Source organism: Tomitella biformata AHU 1821, assembly GCF_000524475.1.
GTDB lineage: Bacteria > Actinomycetota > Actinomycetes > Mycobacteriales > Mycobacteriaceae > Tomitella > Tomitella biformata.
The window spans coordinates 15,191-35,407 of record NZ_BAVQ01000016.1 but is presented as its reverse complement, the minus strand read 5'-3'; the positions used below and the strand labels follow the sequence as shown (position 1 = coordinate 35,407).

Below are 20,217 nucleotides of genomic sequence, written 5' to 3'. Positions count from 1 at the left end.
CGTGTCGTCTGCAGTTGCGGATTCTCGGCGCGCGTCTGGGGGGCTTCGCTAGCCGACGTAGCGGGTGAGCCGCGCCGAGATATGGGGCTTGCGCTCGGCCTCGCCCAGCGCGCGCTCCTCGACATATGCGAGGTCGCCGCCCTCGACGATGCCGTAGAGGCGGGTCGCGCCGCCGAACTGGGGGCCGGTGGCGCTGCGGATGACCACATCGGTGGCCATCTCCCACGACGTCTGATCGCGCGGCGCGCCGTAGTACATCTCGACCAGGCCGGAGCTGTGCGCCAGCAGCACCTCGAGGACGTCGTCCTCGCTGATGCGCCAATAGCCGGACTCGCGGTAGGTGGGCTTGACGAAGGCGCCGGCCTCATCGAGCAGCCAGGAGCGCGACTCCCAGTTCAGGTAGTCGCCGCCGTCGTGCGAGATGATGATCTGCTGGCCGAAGCGGTGCACGCCGAGCTCGGGGGAGTCGCCCTCGCCCTCGCCGCGCCACACACCCACAAGGGGCAGCAGCGCGAGCAATGCGTCGTGCAGATTGGGGCCCAGCCGCAGGTTCGCGGTGTCCAGGGGCACCGGGATCCCGCCGAGGGTGGGGATGTTGCGGTCGGCGGTCTGCTCGGCGCGGGCGGCCGCCTCGTTCACGGCCCTATTGGCGGAACCGCGTTCCACCTGCGGCTCCGACTCGCTCACAGCTCGGGGGTCTCGTTGGTGACCAGTCGGTAGATCACGTAGACCGAGAACCACAGGATGAGGACACTGGTAAGGGCCAGGAGAATTGTAAAGAAGATTTCCACGCGCTCATCCTATCGCCTATGTCGACGCGTCCTGCGCCGGCAGTTTGCACTATATCGGTAGATCACTGAATCAGAGGCATCGGGAACGGGGGCCAGCGCAAAGCCCCGGCGGCAAAGTGCCGCCGGGGCTTTGCGCTGGTGCTGCTGTCAGGCCGCGACGGTCACGGTGGTCTCATGGACACCGGGCGCTGCGGGGGCGATGCTGGCGTCGCCGTTGCCGGCGGACGAGAGGGCCCGAAGGGTCCACGCGCCGGGGGCCGCGAAGAAGCGGAAATCGCCGGTGGCCGACGCCACGACCTCGGCGGTGAACTCGCCGGAGACGTCGAGCAGGCGCACGAACGCGCCGCCCACGGGCTGGCCGTCAGCGGCCAGGACGCGACCGGTGATGACGGTCTCCGTCTCGGTGTTCACGCCGGCGGGAAGGGTCTGGGACTGGATGGGTGCTCCGCACATGTTCTTACTCTCCCTTTTCGATGGGTGCGCCGACGAGAGAGCCGTATTCGACCCAGCTGCCGTCGTAGTTCTTGACATTCTGCTTGCCCAGGATCTCCTGGAGGACAAACCAGGTGTGGCTCGAGCGCTCGCCGATGCGGCAGTACGCGATGGTCTCCTTGGCGTCGTCGAAGCCCTTGGCCGCGTAGAGCTCCGTCAACTCCTCGTCGGACTTGAAGGTGCCGTCCTCCTTGGCTGCCGCGCTCCACGGGATGTTGATAGCGGAGGGGATGTGGCCGCGCTGCTGAGCCTGCTCCTGGGGGAGGTGCGCCGGTGCGGAGATCGCGCCGGAGAACTCGCCGGGCGAGCGGACGTCGACCAGGTTCTTCGCTCCGATGGAGTCGATGACCTCGTCGCGGTAGGCGCGGATGCTCAGGTCCGGCGCCTGCGCCACGTACTCGGTGGTGGGGCGGTTGACGGCGTCTGCGGACAGCGCCCGGGCGTCGAGCTCCCAGCGCTTGCGGCCGCCGTCGACAAGCTTGACGTTCTGGTGGCCGTAGTACTTGAAGTACCAGTAGGCGTAGGCGGCGAACCAGTTGTTGTTGCCGCCGTAGAGCACGACGGTGTCGTCGTTGGAGATGCCCTTGGCGGAGAGCAGCTCACCGAACTGCTTCTGGTCCAGGAAGTCGCGACGGACCGCGTCCTGGAGATCCTTGCGCCAATCGAGCTTGACAGCGCCCTCGATGTGGCCGGTGTCGTAGGCGCTGGCATCCTCGTCGACCTCGACGAAGACGATGCCTCCGGTATTGATGTTCTGCTCTGCCCAGTCGGTGCTGACCAGGACGTCGGAGCGGGCCATGATTTTCCTTTCGGGTGGTGTTGCTACGCGGACCGAATACGCCGGAGGTAGCCGATCAGGGGGTAGAGCTGGCATCCGAGGCAAAACCCGAATGCCGCGTTCAGCAGCGCCGCCACCAGCGCGAATGCGGTGGCAATAGCGCCGAGTAGGGGGTGGCCGGTGGCGTAGCCGAGCACGCCGACCGCCGCGAAGACGAAGCCGACGGTCTGAGCGAATCGCAGCGGGGCGACAGGCTCGCGTTCGGTGGCCGGCTGTAAGCGCGGCGCGATCTGCGACGCGAAGAGCAGTCCGTACGGACTGCGCCGCGGGCCGAGTGCCGCGCCGATCGCGAACACGAGGGCCTGCGCGGCCAGCAGCCACCAGGCGCCGGTCAGCAGGACGATCGCGAGCACGGCGGTGGTCACCCAGGCGGCGAAGCGGGGGCCGCGGACGTCCACCTGGGGCCTCGCGGAATCGTGCGCGGTGGTGGTTGAAGAGGTGTTGATGGATGTGGCCATGACGGCACATGCTCCTGAGCTTGGATCGGCAAGCTGCGCACGGTGGGTATGAGCCAGGGTGGGCGTTAAACCGGGATCGATGTCGATGGTGAACTGGAGCCGTCAGAAGGACGGATCACACGCAGTTCTAAAAGTGCCAGAGAAGTGGCGAGTCGATCAGCGACAGGAACAGCAACAGCCCGCGAGGCGGCACAGATCTACTGCACGGCGTCGGGTGAGCATCAGCTCGGGGCGGTTTTGCACGAGGCCGACGTTACCCCTATTAGTTGGGAATGCGCCAGCAGGGGGGCTTAGGGCTGGGGAATCTGGCGCATCGCGGATAGCAGTGCGTTGGCCTGCGGTACGCCGGGAATGCGGTGGTGGAGGGTGCCCGACTCATCGTAGAGGAACGTGGTCGGCAGTGACAAGACTTTCAATTCCCTTGCAAGAGAAGGGTTCTCATCGATGTCCAATTCTAGGTCCAGCACAGTGCGGCCCTCGTCAGCGAGCGTGGCGGTGGTGTTCGCGACGACCCGGCGCACCGCGGCGCATGGCCCGCACCAGGTCGCGGAAAAATGCAGGATGGTGGGGCCGGTGGCGCTGATCCCGGCGTCGCGGAGCAGTTGGCCTCCGGCGGAGGGCGGCGCTGCCACCGCACGAACGCGGCCGCTGCGGGCGCGCAGCGCGAAGCCGATCGCCAGGGCGACGGCGATGGCGGCGAGGAGGATCAGGACGTTCGGCATGGGGCGCCTATTCGACGGTGGGGGTGGGCGTGAGCTTGAGCAGCTCGCCCAGCTGGAGGGTGACGTCCTCGTCGGCGCCCTCGATGATCAGCTCCGAGCCGGACGCGCGCACGCCGGTGGGGGTGATGCCGAACGGGAGGTCGTCGGCGTTGATGGTGGCGGCGAACTGCGGCCCGGCCATGTCCAGGGTGGGAATGATCTCATCCGTTGAGGCTGGATCATGCGCCTGCGGCTGATAGACGGCCGACGGGATGATGTGCACCTTGTCGTCGACCAGCAGTAGGCGGGCCAGCACGGAGACCTGCTGGCGGATGGGGCCCTTCTCGTCCTCGCCGACCTGGACGGTGCCGGTCAGCAGCACCGCGTTCGCGCTGATGGCGGGGCCGAGGTTGACCAGGCCCGCACCGCCGGAGCCGCCGGTGCCGTCAGACTTGTCGGACGGGGGCGCGGACAGCTCCAGGTCCGGCACGCCGAGCAACTGGCCGAGCGCGGTCTGGCCGATGATCATTCGGCCCTCGGCCCGGTTGACCTGCATCGGAGCGTCGGTGTCGATGATCCAGGACGAGCTCGGCAGGTGCACGCCCTCGAAACGGGTCTCCACCAGGAGCTGCCCCACGACCTCGCTGGGCACGTTGCGCGCGCGGACGGTGACGGCGTCGAGGGTGCCGCCCTGGACCTGCGTCAGGAACGGGAAGCCGGACACGGTCACGGCGGGATCGTCGCCGAGGCTCGCCCCGTGCCGGATCGCCCGGGACACGCGATATTCGGTGAATGTCGCGGCCCCGAAGTCGACGACGAGCGCGAGGGCCACGAGCGAGACGAGGGTGATGATCAGTTTCCGCACCCCTCTATTGTGACCGACTCCAGATCGCGTGCCGTAGCGGCCAGTGAACCGTGACGAGCGGAGCGGGGACGCGGGCCGTTAATCTAATGGTGGCCCGGCGTTGTGTTCGGGCGTCGGACGGCGGCGGGAGGGCACATGGAGCTGCTTGTGTTGACCGCTGAGGCGGATCCCGGCGCTGTGCTGCCAGCGTTGTCGCTGCTGGCCCACACTGCCACGGTGGGCGCGATGACCGCGTCCGCGCTGACCGAGGTGGGCGGCATCGACGCCGTCATCATCGACGCGCGGGTGGACCTGGCCAGCGCCCGCACGCTGTGCCGACTATTCGCCGATAATGCCCCCGACACCGCGGTGCTGCTGGTGATCACCGAGGGCGGGCTGATCGCGCTCACAGCGGACTGGTCGGTGGCAGATTTTATGCTCACCACGATCGGCCCAGCAGAGCTCGACGCGCGCCTGCGGCTGTTCGGTGGCCGCCGCGGCGGCGACGAGCCCGAGTCCACCATCATCACCATGGGGGAGTTGGTAATCGACGAGGCCACGTACACGACGCGGCTGCGCGGGCGCCCGCTCGACCTCACCTATAAGGAGTTCGAACTCCTTAAGTTCCTGACCCAGCACGCAGGCCGCGTGTTCACCCGGGCGCAACTGCTGCACGAGGTTTGGGGCTACGACTACTTCGGCGGCACCCGCACCGTGGACGTGCACGTGCGGCGTCTGCGAGCCAAGCTGGGCATCGAGTACGAGTCGTTGATCGGCACCGTCCGTAATGTGGGCTATAAAGCAGTGCCCGCGCCGGGCAGCAAGCCCCGCGACCCAAGCTAGAGATAGGACCGCGCATGTCCGCGCCAGTGATCTACACGATTGACTCTGTATCCCCGGTGGTCGCCAGTAAAATCACGGCCGGTGTCGCCGCCGCGGAGGCCGCCGACGGCGTCGCGCCGGTGGGGGATGGCCCGCTGCGGGGCCTGCTGGAGCAGGCGGGCGCGCAGCACCTGCTGCTGGCGACCGGCCCCGAGCTGCTGGGCTACGCCAATGTGCAACACGCCGGGCTGGCGAACGCGACGGCCGAGGCATACGTGCTGCCCGCCGAGCGCGGCAAGGGCCTGGGCACGAAGCTGGTGGAGATGGCGCTGCGCGAGGGTGGGCCGCACACCCGGGCCTGGGCGCACGGCAACCTGCCCGCTGCGCAGGCGGTCGCTGCTCGACTGGGGCTGACACCGCTGCGCGAGCTGCTGCAGCTGCGCCGCGAGCTCACCACCCCAGAGCTGCCGGAGCTGACCATCCCCGACTCCGTCGTCGTGCGCACCTATCAGGACGGGGACGACGCGGAGCTGCTGCGCGTGAACGCCGCCGCATTCGAGTGGCATCCGGAGCAGGGGGCGATGAGCGCGCAGGACCTGATCGACCAGCGCGCGGAAGCCTGGTTCGACCCCGCAGGGCTCTTCCTGGCGTTCGACGCGGCCGAGCCGGAGCGGCTGCTGGGCTTTCACTGGACCAAGGTGCACGCGGGCGAGCCAGCCCTGGGCGAGGTCTATGTAGTCGGCATCGACCCAACGGCACAGGGCCGCGGGCTCGGCGCGACATTGACCTTGGCCGGGCTGCGCCATCTGCGCGGGCTGGGGTTGGAGACCGTCCTGCTCTACGTCGAGGGCGATAACGGGCCGGCGCTGAGAACCTATGAACGGCTGGGCTTCAGCAGGTATCGTGCAGATGTTGCGTATGGCCTGACCAGCGACAACGCATAGTTCCACCCGAGTTCGCCTGGCGTTCACCTAATTGGGGGTCGCCGGCCATTTCAAGCTCCTACGGTTCAAATCGGTGGCACCGCGCCGCCCATTCACCCGGAGGATCCAAACGTGAAATTCTCACGCACGCCCGCACTTGTCGGCCTCTTCGCCGTGACCGCGCTCGGCCTTGCGGCCTGTGGCAGCGATAACAACGCCGCGACCGGAACGACGACCGACGCCGCCAGCGCCTCGGTGGACTGCAGCGGTGCGGAGACACTGTCCGGGGCCGGCTCGTCGGCGCAGAAGAACGCGATGGACCAGTTCACCACCGCCTACATCGCGGCCTGCCAGTCGCAGGGCACGAACGTCAACGTCGCGTACACCGCGAGTGGCTCGGGGGACGGGCGCACACAGTTCGTCGCCAACCAGATCGACTTCGCGGGCTCCGACTCGGCGATGAAGAGCGACCAGCTCGCCGAGGCCGGCCAGCGCTGCGACGCGGGCGAGGCCTGGAACCTGCCGCTGGTGTTCGGCCCCGTGGCCATCGCCTACAACCTCGACGGGGTCGAGGGCCTTGTGCTGGACGCGCCCACCCTCGCGAAGATCTTCGGTGGCGAGATCGCCAACTGGAACGACCCGGCGATCGCCGCGCTGAACTCGGGCGTGAGCCTGCCGGACCAGAAGATCGACGTGGTCTACCGCTCCGACTCGTCCGGCACGACGGATAACTTCCAGACCTACCTGGGCACCGCCGCCAAGGCCGAGTGGACCAAGGGCGCGGGCTCCGACTTCGTGGGCGGCGTCGGCAACGGCTCCAAGGGCTCCGCGGGCGTCGCGCAGGCGGTTGGCACCGCGGCCGGCTCCATCACGTACGTCGAGCAGTCCTTCGCCGACCAGTCGGGCCTGCAGGTCGCGAAGATCCACAACGGCAACTCCGTGGTGGAGCTGAACTCGGCCTCCGCGGCCAAGGCGATCGAGGGCGCGGAGTTCCTGGAGCCCGGCACCAACAACCTGGCGCTGGACCTCACCTCGATCTACGGCACCAGCGAAGAGGGCGCATACCCGCTGGTCCTGGCCACCTACGAGGTCGTCTGCGGCAAGGGCTACGACGCGCAGAAGGCGACGGCCGTGAAGTCCTTCCTCACCGTCGCCGCCAACCAGGGCCAGCAGGGCCTGGCGGAGCTGGGCTACGTCCCGCTGCCCGACGCGATGAAGACGACGCTGCTCGACGCCATCACGGCCATCTCCTAGTTCTGACCACTGCGAGCTGGGAGTTGACATGACGACGACGGCCAACGGACGGGACGGTGTGACTGTGTCCGATTCGAACGCGAGCACCGTGCCCGACGGCGTGACGGCAGATGCGGGCGGCCCCGGCCGGCTTGCGGGCCCCGGCGGGCCGAAGGGCACGGGCGGGTCCCTTGGGACAGGCGGGCACCGGCGAGGCGGCGGCAAGTCCTCGCCGGTGCAGCAGGGGGACCGGGTGTTCCGGTTCCTGACCAAGGGCTCGGCGATAGCCATGAGCGTCGTGGTCGCGGCCATTGGCGGCTTCCTGATCTGGCGCGCCATCCCCGCGCTGAAGCTCAACCAGGTCAACTTCCTGACCTCGCGTGAGTGGTCGACGACCAACATCAACGCGTTCGCCTTCGGCGTGCTGGACCTGTTCCAGCTCACGGTGTTGGTGTCGGTGTTCGCGCTGGCGCTGGCCATGCCGGCGTCGCTGGGCATCGCGATCTTCCTCTCGCGGTATTCGCCCCGCCGGCTGGCCGGCCCGCTCTCCTACGCGGTGGACCTGCTGGCCGCGGTGCCGTCCGTGGTCTACGGCCTGTGGGGCCTGCTGGTGCTCGCGCCGGTGCTGTCCCCGTTCTCGAGTTGGCTCAACTCCACCTTCGGCTGGTTCCCGCTGTTCGCGACCGGCACGGGCTCGATCTCTGGCGGCGGCACGGTGTTCACCGCTGGCATCGTCCTCGCCGTGATGATCATGCCGGTCATCACCGGCGTGACCCGCGAGGTGTTCGCGCAGACGCCCAAGGAGCACATCGAGGCCGCGCAGGCGCTCGGCGCGACGCGCTGGGAGGTTGTGCGGATGGCCGTGCTGCCGTTCGGCAAGTCCGGCTTCGTCAGCGCCTCGATGCTGGGCCTCGGCCGTGCACTCGGCGAGACCATGGCCCTGTACCTGATCCTCCAGACCACCTCCGCGAAGTTCGGCTGGTCGCTGTTCGACAGCGGCGCGACGATCGCCTCGAAGATCGCCCTCGGCTACGCGGAGTTCACCGACAACACCATGGCTGGCGCCTATATCGCAGCCGGCCTGGTCCTGTTCGCCCTCACGTTCGTCGTCAACGCGGCCGCCAGGATGGTTGTCGCCCGGGGCAGGAATAACTCATGAGTATCGACGGTCTGACCTTGACAGCGCCGAAGCGGAACCGGGTGCCCGCCAGCGCCTTCACCACTACGAGCCGCCGACGAATCGGCACCGACAAGGTGGCGACCGTCCTGGTCTCCGCGTCGGTGCTGGTGGCGCTGATCCCACTGGCCTGGGTGCTGTGGACGGTGGTGGCCAAGGGCCTGCCCGCGATGTTGAGCTCCACCTGGTTCACCAACTCCCTCAGCGGGCTGACTTCCACCGCGATTGGCGGCGGGGTCTACCACGCGATCGTCGGCACGTTGGTCCAGGGACTGGCATGTGCGGTCATCGCGATCCCAGTGGGCTTGCTCGTCGCGGTCTACCTCGTCGAGTACGCGGGCCCGTCGCGGCTCGGGAAGGTGACCACCTTCATGGTGGACATCCTCTCCGGTGTCCCGTCCATCGTCGCCGCGCTGTTTATCTACGCGCTGTGGGTGGTGACGTTCGGGCTGCCCAGGTCGGGCTTCGCCGTCTCGCTGGCACTGGTGCTGCTAATGATCCCGATGGTGGTGCGCTCCACGGAGGAGATGCTGCGGATCGTGCCGGCGGACCTGCGCGAGGCGTCCTATGCCCTGGGCGTGCCCCAGTGGAAGACGATCCTGCGCGTGGTGCTCCCGACCGCGCTGCCCGGCATCGTCACCGGCGTGATGCTCGCCATCGCCCGCGTGCTCGGCGAGACCGCCCCGCTGCTGATCCTGGTGGGCTACGCGCCCTTCATCAACTTCGACCTGTTCGGCGGCGAGATGGGCACCCTGCCCGGCGTGATGATCGACCAGATGAACAACCCCAGCTCGGTCGGACTGCAGCGGCTGTGGGGTGCCGCACTGACGCTGATCCTCCTGGTGGCGGTGCTCAACATCGGCGCCAAGCTCATCGCCCGGTTCTCCACCGTCCGGTCCCGCTGACCGTCTTGCCGACTCTGTAAAGGAACCCTCATGACCAAGCAGATTGACCTCACTGACCTCGACATCTATTACGGCGGCTTCCAGGCCGTCGCGGACGTGACCCTGTCGGTGCCCCCGCGCAGCGTGACGGCGTTCATCGGGCCGTCCGGCTGCGGCAAGTCCACGGTGCTGCGCACCATCAACCGCATGCACGAGGTCACTCCGGGCGCCCGCGTCGAGGGCAGCGTCCGGCTCGACGGCGAGAACATCTATGGCCGCGACGTGGACCCGGTCGCGGTGCGGCGCACCATCGGCATGGTCTTCCAGCGGCCCAACCCGTTCCCCACGATGTCGATCCGCGACAACGTTGTCGCCGGGTTGAAGCTGCAGGGCATGCGCAACAAGTCCGAGCTCAACGAGGTCGCGGAGAAGTCCCTGCGGGGCGCGAACCTGTGGCAAGAGGTCAAGGACCGCCTCGACAAGCCCGGCGGCGGCCTCTCCGGTGGCCAGCAGCAGCGCCTGTGCATCGCCCGCGCGATCGCGGTCTCGCCGGACGTGCTGCTGATGGACGAGCCCTGCTCGGCGCTGGACCCGATCTCCACGCTCGCCATCGAGGAGCTGATCACCGAGCTCAAGGAGCAGTTCACGATCATCATCGTCACCCACAACATGCAGCAGGCGGCGCGGGTGAGCGACCGGACGGCGTTCTTCAACCTCGCCGGCGTGGGCCAGCCCGGTCAGCTGGTGGAGATCGACGACACCGAGCAGATCTTCTCCAACCCGAGCCAGAAGTCCACGGAGGATTACATCTCCGGACGGTTCGGCTAGCAAGCCCGAACTTCCTTCCACCTTCAATTTATAGCCTGGTGGGGGGCTTGTGGCAAGGCCCGTCGGCCCCGCAGAATTGCCAGCGTGAAGCACCTGACAGCGAGCGCGTTCGACCTGCCCGACCATCTATCCGCCAAAACCGACCCGCGGCTGATCGCCGACGACGAGCGGCACTTCGCGGCCATCGCCGAGAGCCTGGCGCGATCCATGGCCAACCTGACCACCCGCCTCGACGCGGCGCGCAGAGCCCCGGGCGGCGTGGGCCAGGCTGCGCTGGACCGGGACCTCGAGATCCACCGGCTGTCCGCCGAGCTGCGCGCCCTCAGCCGCCACGGGCTGGACCTGTGCCTGGGGCACTTCATCCGTGCAGACCACCCCGAGCCGGTGTACATCGGGCGCCTGGGCCTGCTCGACAGCGCCGGCGCGCAGCTGCTGCTCGACTGGCGGTCCCCGGCGGCCGAGCCGTTCTTCGGCGCGACCCACGCCAACCCGATGGGCCTCGCGCGGCGGCGCCGGTACCGCTGGACGCTCCGCGCCGCGAGCGGGGAGCGGATCACGGACTACTGGGACGAGGTGTTCACCGCCGAGGGCCTCGAGGACGCAGGCCTCGCCTCCTCCGCCGCGCTCGACGACCAGTCCGCGTTCATCGCGAGCCTGGGCGCCAACCGGTCGGCCCGGATGCGCGATGTCCTCGGGACGATCGCCGCCGACCAGGACGCGATCGTCCGGGCGGGCTCGCGCGGCGCGCTCGTCGTCGACGGCGGGCCAGGCACGGGCAAGACGGTCGTCGCGCTGCACCGCGCCGCCTACCTGCTCTACTCCGACCCGCGGCTGCGACACGGCGTGCTGTTCATCGGCCCCCACCAGCCATACCTGGCCTATGTCGAGGACGTCTTGCCCAGCCTCGGCGAGGAGGGCGTCGCGCTGTGCACCCTGCGGGACCTCGTGACGGAGGGCGCGGCTGCCCGAGCCGAGGACAACCCCGCGGTGGCGCGCCTGAAGTCCACCGCCGAGCTGGTGCGGGCGATCGAGGCCGCCGTCGCGTTCTACGAGCAGCCACCCGCCACAGGCATGACGGTCGGCACCGACTGGGGCGAGGTCTGGCTGAGCCCCGACGACTGGGAGGAGGCGTTCGCGGCCCCAGAGCCTGGCACCCCGCACAATGCGGCGCGCGAGCAGATCTGGGAGCTGCTGCTCACGATCCTGGTCGACAAGCACCGCCTGATCGACACCCACGGCGGCGAGGCGTCGGCCGCCCAGCTGCGGCGGGGGCTGGGGGAGAACGACGAGCTGCGGTCGGCGCTCGACAACGCATGGACGCTCATCGAGGCGGCCGACCTCGTCGCGGATCTGTGGTCGGTGCCCGCCTACCTGCGTAAATGCGCCCCCTGGCTAGACGTCGACGACGTCCGCCGGCTACAGCGTGCGGACCCCATGGCCTGGACGCTGTCCGACCTGCCCCTGCTGGACGCGGCGCGGCAGCGGCTCGGCGACCCGGCGGCGTCGCGGCGGCTGCGGGCACGCAATCTCGCCGTCGCCGCCGAGCGGGAGGAACGCGCCAAGGTGATCGGCGACCTCATCTCCGCCCACGAGTACGACGACGGCGAGGGCCTGATGACGCAGCTGCGGCACCAGGACCTGCAGGATCTGCTGGTCGGCAACGACTACGGCCGTGCGGATACCGACCCCCTCGCCGGCCCGTTCGCGCACATCGTCGTGGACGAGGCCCAGGAGCTGACCGACGCGCAGTGGCAGATGCTGCTCCTGCGCTGCCCGTCCCGGAGTTTCACCATCGTGGGGGATCGCGCGCAGGCCCGCCACGGGTTCACGGAATCCTGGCAGGAACGGCTGACGCGGATCGGCCTGTCCCAGGTCCACGTGGCCTCCCTGAGCATCAACTACCGGACCCCGGCGGAAGTCATGGCGGAGGCCGAACCGGTGATCCGGGCGGTGCTGCCCGACGCCAACGTGCCCACCTCTATCCGCAGCAGCGACATCCCCGTCACGCACGGAGCCGTGTCGGAGCTGGGCACGATCCTGGGGGACTGGCTGGCCGCGAACGCCGAGGGGATCGCGTGCGTGATCAGCGCTGGGCAGCCAATCCTGGCTCTGCCCCAGCCCGACCGCGTCCGGCGCCTGACCCCGGAGCTGTCGAAGGGCCTGGAATTCGACCTGGTCATCCTGGTGGACCCGCAGGGATTCGGTGACGGGATAGCGGGGGCGGTGGACCGCTACGTCGCCATGACCCGTGCGACCCAGCGGCTGGTCATCCTCACGAGTCGGTGCGGTCCCGGTGCGGTCCCGGTGCGGGGCACAGCGGAGATATAGCAGAACCGCCAACCGGGAGGCTGGCGGTTCTGGGGGTGGTGCGGTCTAGAGGAGCTCGTGGTCGACGATCTGGTCCGGCATGGTCCCGGTGGCAAGGTAGACGACCCGACGGGCCACCTGGACGGCGTGGTCCGCGTAGCGCTCGTAGAACCTGCCGAGCAGCGCGATGTCGACGGCGGCGGCGACGCTGTGCTCCCACTCCGGGTTCATCAGCACACCGAGCAGGTGCTTGTGGAGGTCGTCCATCGCGTCGTCCTCGTCCTGCAGGCCGTTCGCACGCTCGGGATCGTGGCTGATGAGGACCTCGGTGGCGGCGTCGGCGAGCGATACCGCGATGCGGCCCATCTCGGCGAAGTAGCCGCTGACCACCTCGGGCAGGACCTTCTGCGGATGGCGGAGCAGCACGATCTTCGCGATGTGGGCCGCCAGCGCCCCCATCCGGCGCAGGTCGGTGACGAGCTGGATCGCGCTGACAATCTGCCGCAGATCACCCGCCACGGGGGCCTGCAGCGCGAGCAGCGCGAAGGCGCGCTCCTCGCAGTCGGCGTCCAGGCGGTCGAATTCGGGGCTCGTGTCGAGCACCTGGCGGGCGAGCTCCTCATCTGCTTGCAGGAGGGCACCGGTGGCTTGGTCCATCACAGTCTCCGCGAGCTTGCACATCGCCGCGAGATTGCTGGACAGTTCGCTGATTTGATCAGTGTAGGCAGTACGCACAGCCCTGATGCTACGGAGCGATTCTGTCCAGATGGTGGGCTCGCAGTGAATTCGCGGTGAATGGTAGGAGGCGGGACCGCGCCGACGGAGTGGAAAGGGGGTCGGTCAGGCGCACGTGACGTCGGCAGCGTTGGTGATGCTGACGTCGAGGGGGATCGAGGATCCAGCCTCGGTGTCGCTCTCCAACACCGGGCTGAGGACGTCCCCCGGATCTGCCGGGGCCACCACGAGACCGTTGTAGTCGCTGCCGAGGACCACCTCGACGAAGTTGCCCAGGCCCGTCGTGCGCTGCAGTTTTGCGCCGGGAATCATCGACGCGATTGTCGCCGCCTCGGCCTCGTTGTCGCCGGAGAACTGGACGATGGTGCTGGTGACCGGGGTCGAGTAATTGCCGATGTTATAGATCTGGACACCGTAGGATCCGAGCTTGTCAGCGGCGGCGGTGGCGACGCCGTCGAATCCGGACGCATTGCTGACCTGCACGGAGACTGAGTAGGGCGACACGGCGTGGACCTGGACGGCGTCCGCCGCCGCCTCGGGGGCCGACTCGTCCTGGCTCTCGGCGGGGGTGTCCGCCTGCTCGCCGGGCAGGGGCTTGTCGTCGATGATCGAGTCGAAGATGCTGCTGATGTCCGAGGATCGGGGAATCTCGTTGCCCCAGTCGTTGGTGCCCGCGGTGGGGACGGTGAGGAACGTGACCTTGCCGGCCTCCACGCGCTGCAGCGAACGGCCGAGGGTGATCAGCGCCTGCGTGTCGAGGTTGTCGCCGAAGGACGAGCTGGTGAACTCGTTGATGAAGCCGTTGAGCTTGCCTGGGTCGAACAGCACCTTGTTGGACAGTGCGGTGCGCAGCAAGGAGGACAGGAACACCTGCTGGCGCTTGATCCGGCCATAGTCGCCGTTGCCCTCGGACTCGACCTTCCGGGCGCGCACATAGTCCAGCGCGGTGGAGCCGCTGATGGTCTGCGTGCCGGTATCGCCGAGGACGGTGCCGAGCTCCTCGTCGACCAGTGGCTCGGTGGTGCACACCTCGACGCCGCCGATAGTGTTGACCATCTGCTCGAAGCCTGCGAAGTCCATGCCCACGAAGTGGTTGATCTGCAGGCCGGACATCTTCTGAATGACCTTGACCAGGCACTTCGGCCCGCCATCCTGGTACACGCTGTTGAGTTTGACGTCGGTCTCGGAGGAGAGCAAATCCTTGGTGTAGTCGCCCAACTCGTTGTCCCAAGCGAAGCACGACGGACGATTCACATTGAGGTCGCGGGGGAAGGACACGGCGACAACACGGCTGCGGTCGGCCGGGATATTGACCACGATCACGGTGTCCGAGCGCGCTCCGCCAGCCTGCTCGGTGGTGCCCGCGCCCATCTCGCCGTTCGCGCCGGCGCGGCTGTCGGTGCCCACGATCAGGTAAGTCTCGTCGCCGTACTGGCCAGCGGCGTCGCGCACATCGTCGGAGTTCTGGTCGAGCGCGGCGATCTGCGTGTAGGCGCCGTCCGCGAGTCGCAGATAGCCCCAGACCAGGCCGGTCATCGTCACCGCGAGGATCGAGACGAGCGCCACCAAGATCATGCCGCCGCGCTGCACCTTCTTCTGGGCCGACAATCGGGGCCGCGCGGGCGGGTCCTCAGAGCCGGTGACCTTCTCCGGGCCGGCCTTCGACGGTGGGGGCGGTGCGCCCGCGGACGCCTGGTCCGCCACTCCCTGGTTGAGCCAGACGGCTCTCGGCGGGGCCGGGGGAGTCGGGGCCGGGGGAGTCGGGGCTGGGGAAACTGGGGCTGGAGCATCGGGCGTCGCAGGCTGCTCAGGTGTGGACGCTTCGTCCGCGGCATGGCTGCGCGTGGGCTGGTCGTCGGGCAAGCCGACGCGCTGCAGCAACTCGGCGACGGTCAGCCGCTCTCCAACGCCTGTGCCCGCGGCCTCTGATCGGCGCCGGCGGGAGCGGGGGGTGCTCGCCGCCGTGGGCTCGTCGGTGGGAGTCTCGTCGCGGATCTTGGAGAGCGGTCGTTCCCAAGGCGTAGGCGTGCGATGGTCGTCTGTCACTGCCTACCTCTCCAGTCTGGGCTGCCGGGACCGCAAATACTCGGCGACGTAAACAGCGTATCCGCGTAATAGTACTGATCTTTGATGATCGCGCCGAAATCGCGTTCGGCCAGTGCGACGCTCAGCCGCCGGAGTTCATGACGTCGGCGCCGTGGGGGACGGTGTCATCCTCGGGATCATCTAGCCAGCCCTCGGGGAGCACGACGGCGCCGGGGGAGCCCTGGCGACCGCGCGGGCCCTCGCCGTCTGTGGGGAAGGGGACCGTCGGATCCAATTGCGCCAAATGCTCGTCGAACAGGTCCAGGCTGGTGACCGTCGCCATCGCCACCCGCAGGTCCGAGCCGGCCGGGAAGCCCCGCAGGTACCAGGCGATGTGCTTGCGGATCTCCCGGCAGCCCTTGACCTCGCCATGGTGCGCGATCAGCAGCTCCAGGTGCCGGCGCATGATGCGCGTGACCTCGCCGAGGTTGGGCGGCGTCGGGATCTCGCGGCCGTTCAGGTGGGCGCTGAGCTCGGCGAAAAGCCAGGGACGGCCCAGGCAGCCGCGCCCGACGACAACCCCGTCGCAACCGGTCTCAGCCATCATCCGCACCGCGTCCTGCGCGCTGAAGATGTCCCCGTTGCCGAGGACCGGCACGGTGGTGACGTGCTCCTTCAACGCGGCGATGTGCGACCAGTCGGCCTCGCCGGAGTAGCGCTGCGCCGCCGTCCGGGCGTGCAGCGCGACGGCCGCCGCGCCCTCTTCCGCAGCGATCCGGCCCGCGTCGAGGTGCGTGTGGTGGTCGTCGTCGATACCCACGCGGAACTTCACGGTCACGGGCGCTTTGCCGCCGGCGCCTCGTACGGCGGCCGCCACGATCTGCCGGAAGAGCTGGCGCTTATAGGGCAGGGCGGAGCCGCCACCCTTGCGCGTGACCTTCGGCACAGGGCAGCCGAAATTGAGGTCGATGTGGTCCGCGATGTCCTCGTCGATGATCATTCGCACCGCGTCATACGTGGTTGCGGGGTCGACCGTGTACAGCTGCAGTGAGCGCGGTGTCTCGGTTGGGCCGAACGTCGTCATGTGCATCGTGGTGGGATGCCGCTCCACCAGCGCACGCGCGGTGACCATCTCGCACACGTACAGACCTGCGGTGGAGCCGGTCTTCTCCTCCTCGAGCTCCCGGCAGAGCGTTCGGAACGCCACGTTGGTCACGCCAGCCATGGGCGCGAGGATGACGGGGCTGCTCAGCTCATAGGGCCCGATCTTCAGGGCCGGGCGGGTCTCCAGGGAAGTCACGGCCTCCATTGTGCCGGAACCCGGGCCGACTACCCGAATGCGGACGCCAGCCACGCGAGGCCGGTCCGCGACTGCTCGCGGGCAGTCTGCTCGCGGCGGAAGAGGTCCCTCGTCTTGGTCAGGACCAGGGTGTAAGGGCTGCCCTGTCGTCGGGTGGTGTGTCGCACCGGCAGGCCCGCCTCGTCGAGTTGTTGGTGGATATGCTGGCGGCCGGCCTTGGCGAGCGGCCACTCGAGCGTGGTCTGGTGGGCCGCGCCGAGGAATCCGGAGAGCCGCACGCAGAGGTCGCAGGAGCACGCGGACCAGGCGATAGACCAATCATCCTTGGCTCGCGCCGGGGCCTCGGTGAGCAGGGCCAGTCGGTGTCGGCAATCGCTGGCGATGGCGACAACAGCGGGGTGCGGCGGCGGCCGATGAGCCCGCAGCATCGGGATGAGCAGGGCGAGCACGTCATCCCCGTCGGCGCGGAGTGACACGGCGATGGCCACGCCCTGCTCGTCGGACGCCGCAGCAAGCGTTTGAGCCAGCAATTCCGCCAACCGGGCCAAACCCATGCGTCGGCGTTCGGGGTCCACTTGCGCGAGCCCCGCGTCGATCTGGCTCCGCAGCCTGCCCCAGACGCGGTCCACGAGGCCGGTGGCGATCGCGTGCGCGTCTAGATCACGCAATTTCTTGCACAGCGGCGGCAGGGACTCTGCTGCCCAGGCACAGCGGCCCGGCACGCCGATCCGGATGGAGATGTCCCAGTCTCCGAGGAGCGTCCGCAGCCACGGGTCGCCGTAGGCCCGCGCGATCTCCGCCAGTATCGGGGCGTGCTCGGCCGTCAGCGACTCCAGGCGGAATGGCGCCGCGACCACCCGAGCGGCGGCAGGGTCGGCCAACCCGACCGCGACCCGCAGGGCGGGCAGGCGCAGTGCGGAGTCCACACCGGTCCAGAACGGCCTGAGCGCCAGGGCATCCGCGCGTGCGCCGTCGAGCTTTCCGGCGTCGATCTGGCGCTGGAGCTCCTCGAGCGCCCACCCCGAGCCAGCCTCCGCGCGCACCGCGAACGTCGACGCCCTCGGCCACATGACCAGAGCGGCCCGCCGGTACCACCGCTCGACGGTGTGGCCGTAGTTGCCCATGTAGCCCTCGTACTCGGACTCGTACGGGGTCAGCGACTTCGTCGGCGTCACCATGCACACCTCTTCGCCGTCCAGACGGAGTTGAATCTTCTCCGCGCCGGGTCCGTCGGGGGTGGTCCACCAGGACAGAGTCATCTCGTCGACGACCAGGTAGTCGAGCTCGTAGTCGCCGTCGAGGTCGTGCTGTTCGGGGTCCTCATCCTGGGGCTCGTCGTCCCAATCGTTGTCCCAGTCGTCGCCCCACGAGCCGCCGCCGGGCCGGACTTGCCAGGTCTCCTGGATCTCGGCCTGGGCGAGGACGCTCTCGCAGCCTGCCTGCTCCGCGGCGGCGCGCAGCAGCTTGACCCGCTTCGCGTCCGCACCCTTGAGGCGGCCGCCGCGCAGGCCGGCTTGGGTGTACTCGTGGTCCAGCAGGAAGGCGAGTCGCGTGGGCACGCCGAGTTCGCGGCCGTATGTGGTGGTGGCAGGGGAGGTGAAGTGCTCGGTGAGGCTGGCCGCGAGCTGCTCCGTAGGCCCGAGTGCGAGGGTGGCGGCGTGCCGGTCGAGGAGCAGGTTGAAGGTCAAGGTGACGCGGTGGCCCGAGCGGACGGGGCGGACCTCGTGCCGGCGGTCGGCATAGTAGGCGACGAGCACCAGGTCGGTCCGTGAGCCGCGATAGACCTGTTCATGGCCGGCGTCGTCGACGACGAGTTCTCCGCCAGTGTAGGTCGACGGCAGCGTGACGACCAGGCTGGCGACCATGTCGTCGTGCTTCTCGGAATCCTGGTGGGGGAGGAAGAACTGTCCCTTGCCATAGATAAGCAGGGAGTGCAGTTGCGCGGTCAGCCGGGAGCCGGCGGGCAGGCCGAGGGTCTCGCTGAGGTCTGCTAGGGCCGCGTCGAGATGCGACTGCCACGTGGGGCCGCCGAGCCGCACCTGATCGGGCGTGATCTCCCAGCTGTCGCGCACTGTGGTGTCGGTGAGCGTGTCCTCGCCATGGCCGTATTGAACCGGCCGAGCGGCCCCGATCAGCTTCTTCGCCTGGGCGGCGCGGATCGGGGTGTCGACGCGGCCCAGCCCCGCGACCTCCATGGTGAGGACGTCCCCCGGCAAATGCACGATGGCGCTGTCCGCCCTTGCCACAACTGTTCCTGCGAGGAGGCGGGCGAGTCGTTCACGGGCAGGACTGGGCATGGGGTCTCCTACCGAATAGTGGACGGGCAACCATATGGGATTTGTGGAGAGTTTTGCCGGAGGACCAGGGGGGTCGCCATAGCGACGAGCGCTGCTGCGAAACCTCGATCAGCGCCTGGCCAGTAGCACATGAGTGAAGGCCTACTCAATACATATCAGTACCCGTCGGCTCCGGTGCCGAGGTTCTCCAGCAGCCGTTCGCCGCCACGCCCGAGAGGGCGGTCCTCGTTCTGGTCGGGCCCGGCGCTGTAACCGTTGACGGAGACGGGCAGGTTGTGTACGCGCAATCTTTGATCATGCGATGTGGGCATCGGCAGGCTCCCTGTGGGCCCCGCGGCGGGGCCGCAATACGTGCCGACCACGCTACTCGGTGCGCGGCCCTGGGTGGATTCGCCATTGCCTGTCCACAGGCTCGTCGTGGTGGAGACCCTGTTGCAGTTCGCGGAGTGACTCGTTGTCCATCTGCAATAAAAAACAGCGCTGCCCGGCCAGAATCCGGCCGGGCAGCGCTGGGGGAACTCTCTAGACCGACACGGCCTCGGCGCGCTTGCGATCGCGCTCGAGGGCCCGGGCGCGGGACTCCTCAAATTTGGTGGCTTTGGCCTCGAGGTCCGCGACGAAGGCCCCGATGCGGTCGCGGGCGCGCTCGCCCTCGCCGGTGAAGTCGTCGCGCTCGAAGATGCGCCACTTGCGTAGGACTGGCTGGACGACCTCGTCCAGGTGCTGGCGCAGGTCGTAGATGCCGCCCTTCGCCAGGAGGACGGCGTTGCGACGGAAGTCCGGCATGGTGGAGCCGGGCATCTCGAAGACCTCAAGGATGTTCGAGATTGCCTCGACGGCCTTGTTCGGCGTCAGCTCCAGCGCGCCCTCGCAGAGGTTGCGGTAGAAGACCATGTGCAGGTTCTCGTCGGCCGCCACGCGCTGGAGCATTTTGTCCGCGATGGGGTCCCCGCAGGCGCGACCGGTGTTGCGGTGGCTCACACGGGTGGCCAGCTCCTGGAACGTCACGTAGGCCACCGAGTGCAGGATGTCCTTGTTGGTCGCCGGGTTGTAGCCCGTGATCATGTGCTGCATGCGGGCGCGCTCAAGGGCGACGGGGTCGACGCCGCGGGTCACCACGAGGTAGTCGCGCATCACGATCGCGTGCCGGTTCTCCTCCGCGGTCCACGTGCCCACCCAGGTGCCCCAGGGTCCGTCGAGGGAGAAGTTCGTGGCGATCTCGCGGTGGTAGGAGGGCAGGTTATCCTCCGTGAGGAGGTTGGTGATCATCGCGGCCTTGGCCGTCGGATCCAGCTGCGACTGCTCAGGATCCCAGTCGATGCCCCCCATCGCGGCGAAGTTGCGGCCCTCATCCCACGGCACATAGTCATGGGGGTGCCACTCCTTGGCCATGGACTGGTGCCGATTCAAGTTGGTCTCCACCAACGGCTCCAGCTCGGTCAAGAGCTCGAGTTGGGTCATCTCGCGGGTCATCGATTCCTCCAGTTTCGTTGCCTGCCACCTCGCACCCTACGGCACCGTAGGTTGGAGGGGAAGAGCACGTCGGCGGCTCAGAAGCGCCA

The 20,217-nt window shown here is 68.5% G+C and carries 20 protein-coding genes; 7 read left to right on the top strand and 13 right to left on the bottom strand.

The genetic code is table 11. The features are described from left to right. Positions 1-48: 48 nt before the first annotated feature. From TBIF_RS07560 to TBIF_RS07530, 7 genes are all read right to left on the bottom strand, one after another. Positions 49-687 carry a heme-binding beta-barrel domain-containing protein gene (locus TBIF_RS07560; protein WP_235174576.1) on the bottom strand — a complete coding sequence of 213 codons (639 nt, stop codon included), beginning with the start codon at positions 685-687 and terminating at the stop codon, positions 49-51. Between the two features lie 251 nt (positions 688-938). Beyond that, a complete protein-coding gene (locus tag TBIF_RS07550; RefSeq protein ID WP_024794222.1) occupies positions 939-1,244 on the bottom strand; it encodes a DUF1416 domain-containing protein in 306 nt (101 codons plus the stop codon). Between the two features lie 4 nt (positions 1,245-1,248). After that, positions 1,249-2,082, bottom strand: coding sequence for a sulfurtransferase (locus tag TBIF_RS07545; RefSeq protein WP_024794221.1), 834 nt, complete (start codon positions 2,080-2,082; stop codon positions 1,249-1,251). Between the two features lie 23 nt (positions 2,083-2,105). Further along, positions 2,106-2,579, bottom strand: coding sequence for a DUF4395 domain-containing protein (locus TBIF_RS07540; RefSeq protein WP_038170329.1), 474 nt, complete (start codon positions 2,577-2,579; stop codon positions 2,106-2,108). 156 nt (positions 2,580-2,735) lie between these two features. Continuing rightward, complete coding sequence (locus TBIF_RS26595; RefSeq protein WP_369385334.1) at positions 2,736-2,822, bottom strand: Ms5788A family Cys-rich leader peptide; 87 nt, start codon at positions 2,820-2,822, stop codon at positions 2,736-2,738. A 47-nt stretch (positions 2,823-2,869) separates the two neighbouring features. Continuing rightward, on the bottom strand, positions 2,870-3,301 hold the full coding sequence (locus TBIF_RS07535; protein WP_024794219.1) for a thioredoxin family protein: 432 nt from the start codon (positions 3,299-3,301) through the stop codon (positions 2,870-2,872). A 7-nt stretch (positions 3,302-3,308) separates the two neighbouring features. Continuing rightward, the gene (locus TBIF_RS07530; protein ID WP_024794218.1) at positions 3,309-4,145 is read right to left on the bottom strand and encodes an LmeA family phospholipid-binding protein; all 837 of its coding nucleotides are present in this window, start codon (positions 4,143-4,145) and stop codon (positions 3,309-3,311) included. A gap of 135 nt (positions 4,146-4,280) precedes the next feature. Between TBIF_RS07530 and TBIF_RS07525 the strand changes: the two genes are divergently transcribed. The 7 genes from TBIF_RS07525 to helR all read left to right on the top strand — a co-directional run bounded on the left by TBIF_RS07525 (position 4,281) and on the right by helR (position 12,319). Next, positions 4,281-4,967 carry a winged helix-turn-helix transcriptional regulator gene (locus tag TBIF_RS07525; protein WP_024794217.1) on the top strand — a complete coding sequence of 229 codons (687 nt, stop codon included), beginning with the start codon at positions 4,281-4,283 and terminating at the stop codon, positions 4,965-4,967. Positions 4,968-4,981: 14 nt separating this feature from the next. After that, entirely contained in the window at positions 4,982-5,890 is a 909-nt protein-coding gene (gene mshD / locus TBIF_RS07520; RefSeq protein WP_024794216.1) for a mycothiol synthase, read from the top strand. Between the two features lie 111 nt (positions 5,891-6,001). Next, complete coding sequence (gene pstS / locus TBIF_RS07515; RefSeq protein WP_024794215.1) at positions 6,002-7,123, top strand: phosphate ABC transporter substrate-binding protein PstS; 1,122 nt, start codon at positions 6,002-6,004, stop codon at positions 7,121-7,123. A gap of 64 nt (positions 7,124-7,187) precedes the next feature. Further along, a complete protein-coding gene (gene pstC, locus TBIF_RS07510; protein ID WP_024794214.1) occupies positions 7,188-8,261 on the top strand; it encodes a phosphate ABC transporter permease subunit PstC in 1,074 nt (357 codons plus the stop codon). 17 nt (positions 8,262-8,278) lie between these two features. After that, complete coding sequence (gene pstA / locus TBIF_RS07505) at positions 8,279-9,184, top strand: phosphate ABC transporter permease PstA (protein WP_372435171.1); 906 nt, start codon at positions 8,279-8,281, stop codon at positions 9,182-9,184. Positions 9,185-9,214: 30 nt separating this feature from the next. Next, positions 9,215-9,991: a phosphate ABC transporter ATP-binding protein PstB gene (gene pstB, locus TBIF_RS07500; protein ID WP_024794212.1), complete on the top strand. Its 777-nt coding sequence runs from the start codon at positions 9,215-9,217 to the stop codon at positions 9,989-9,991. An 84-nt stretch (positions 9,992-10,075) separates the two neighbouring features. Next, positions 10,076-12,319 carry an RNA polymerase recycling motor ATPase HelR gene (gene helR, locus TBIF_RS07495; RefSeq protein ID WP_024794211.1) on the top strand — a complete coding sequence of 748 codons (2,244 nt, stop codon included), beginning with the start codon at positions 10,076-10,078 and terminating at the stop codon, positions 12,317-12,319. A gap of 45 nt (positions 12,320-12,364) precedes the next feature. Here the strand turns inward: helR and phoU are convergent, their stop codons facing one another. From phoU to TBIF_RS07460, 6 genes are all read right to left on the bottom strand, one after another. After that, positions 12,365-13,033: a phosphate signaling complex protein PhoU gene (phoU, locus tag TBIF_RS07490; RefSeq protein ID WP_024794210.1), complete on the bottom strand. Its 669-nt coding sequence runs from the start codon at positions 13,031-13,033 to the stop codon at positions 12,365-12,367. 105 nt (positions 13,034-13,138) lie between these two features. Next, on the bottom strand, positions 13,139-15,079 hold the full coding sequence (locus TBIF_RS07485; protein WP_024794209.1) for an LCP family protein: 1,941 nt from the start codon (positions 15,077-15,079) through the stop codon (positions 13,139-13,141). A 121-nt stretch (positions 15,080-15,200) separates the two neighbouring features. Beyond that, positions 15,201-16,283, bottom strand: coding sequence for a tRNA dihydrouridine synthase DusB (dusB, locus tag TBIF_RS07480; protein ID WP_235174581.1), 1,083 nt, complete (start codon positions 16,281-16,283; stop codon positions 15,201-15,203). Between the two features lie 104 nt (positions 16,284-16,387). Continuing rightward, the gene (locus TBIF_RS07475; RefSeq protein WP_200182830.1) at positions 16,388-18,604 is read right to left on the bottom strand and encodes a 2OG-Fe(II) oxygenase; all 2,217 of its coding nucleotides are present in this window, start codon (positions 18,602-18,604) and stop codon (positions 16,388-16,390) included. A gap of 206 nt (positions 18,605-18,810) precedes the next feature. After that, a complete protein-coding gene (locus TBIF_RS26465) occupies positions 18,811-18,942 on the bottom strand; it encodes a hypothetical protein (protein WP_268746902.1) in 132 nt (43 codons plus the stop codon). Positions 18,943-19,177: 235 nt separating this feature from the next. Continuing rightward, complete coding sequence (locus TBIF_RS07460) at positions 19,178-20,128, bottom strand: acyl-ACP desaturase (protein ID WP_024794206.1); 951 nt, start codon at positions 20,126-20,128, stop codon at positions 19,178-19,180. Positions 20,129-20,217 lie beyond the last annotated feature (89 nt).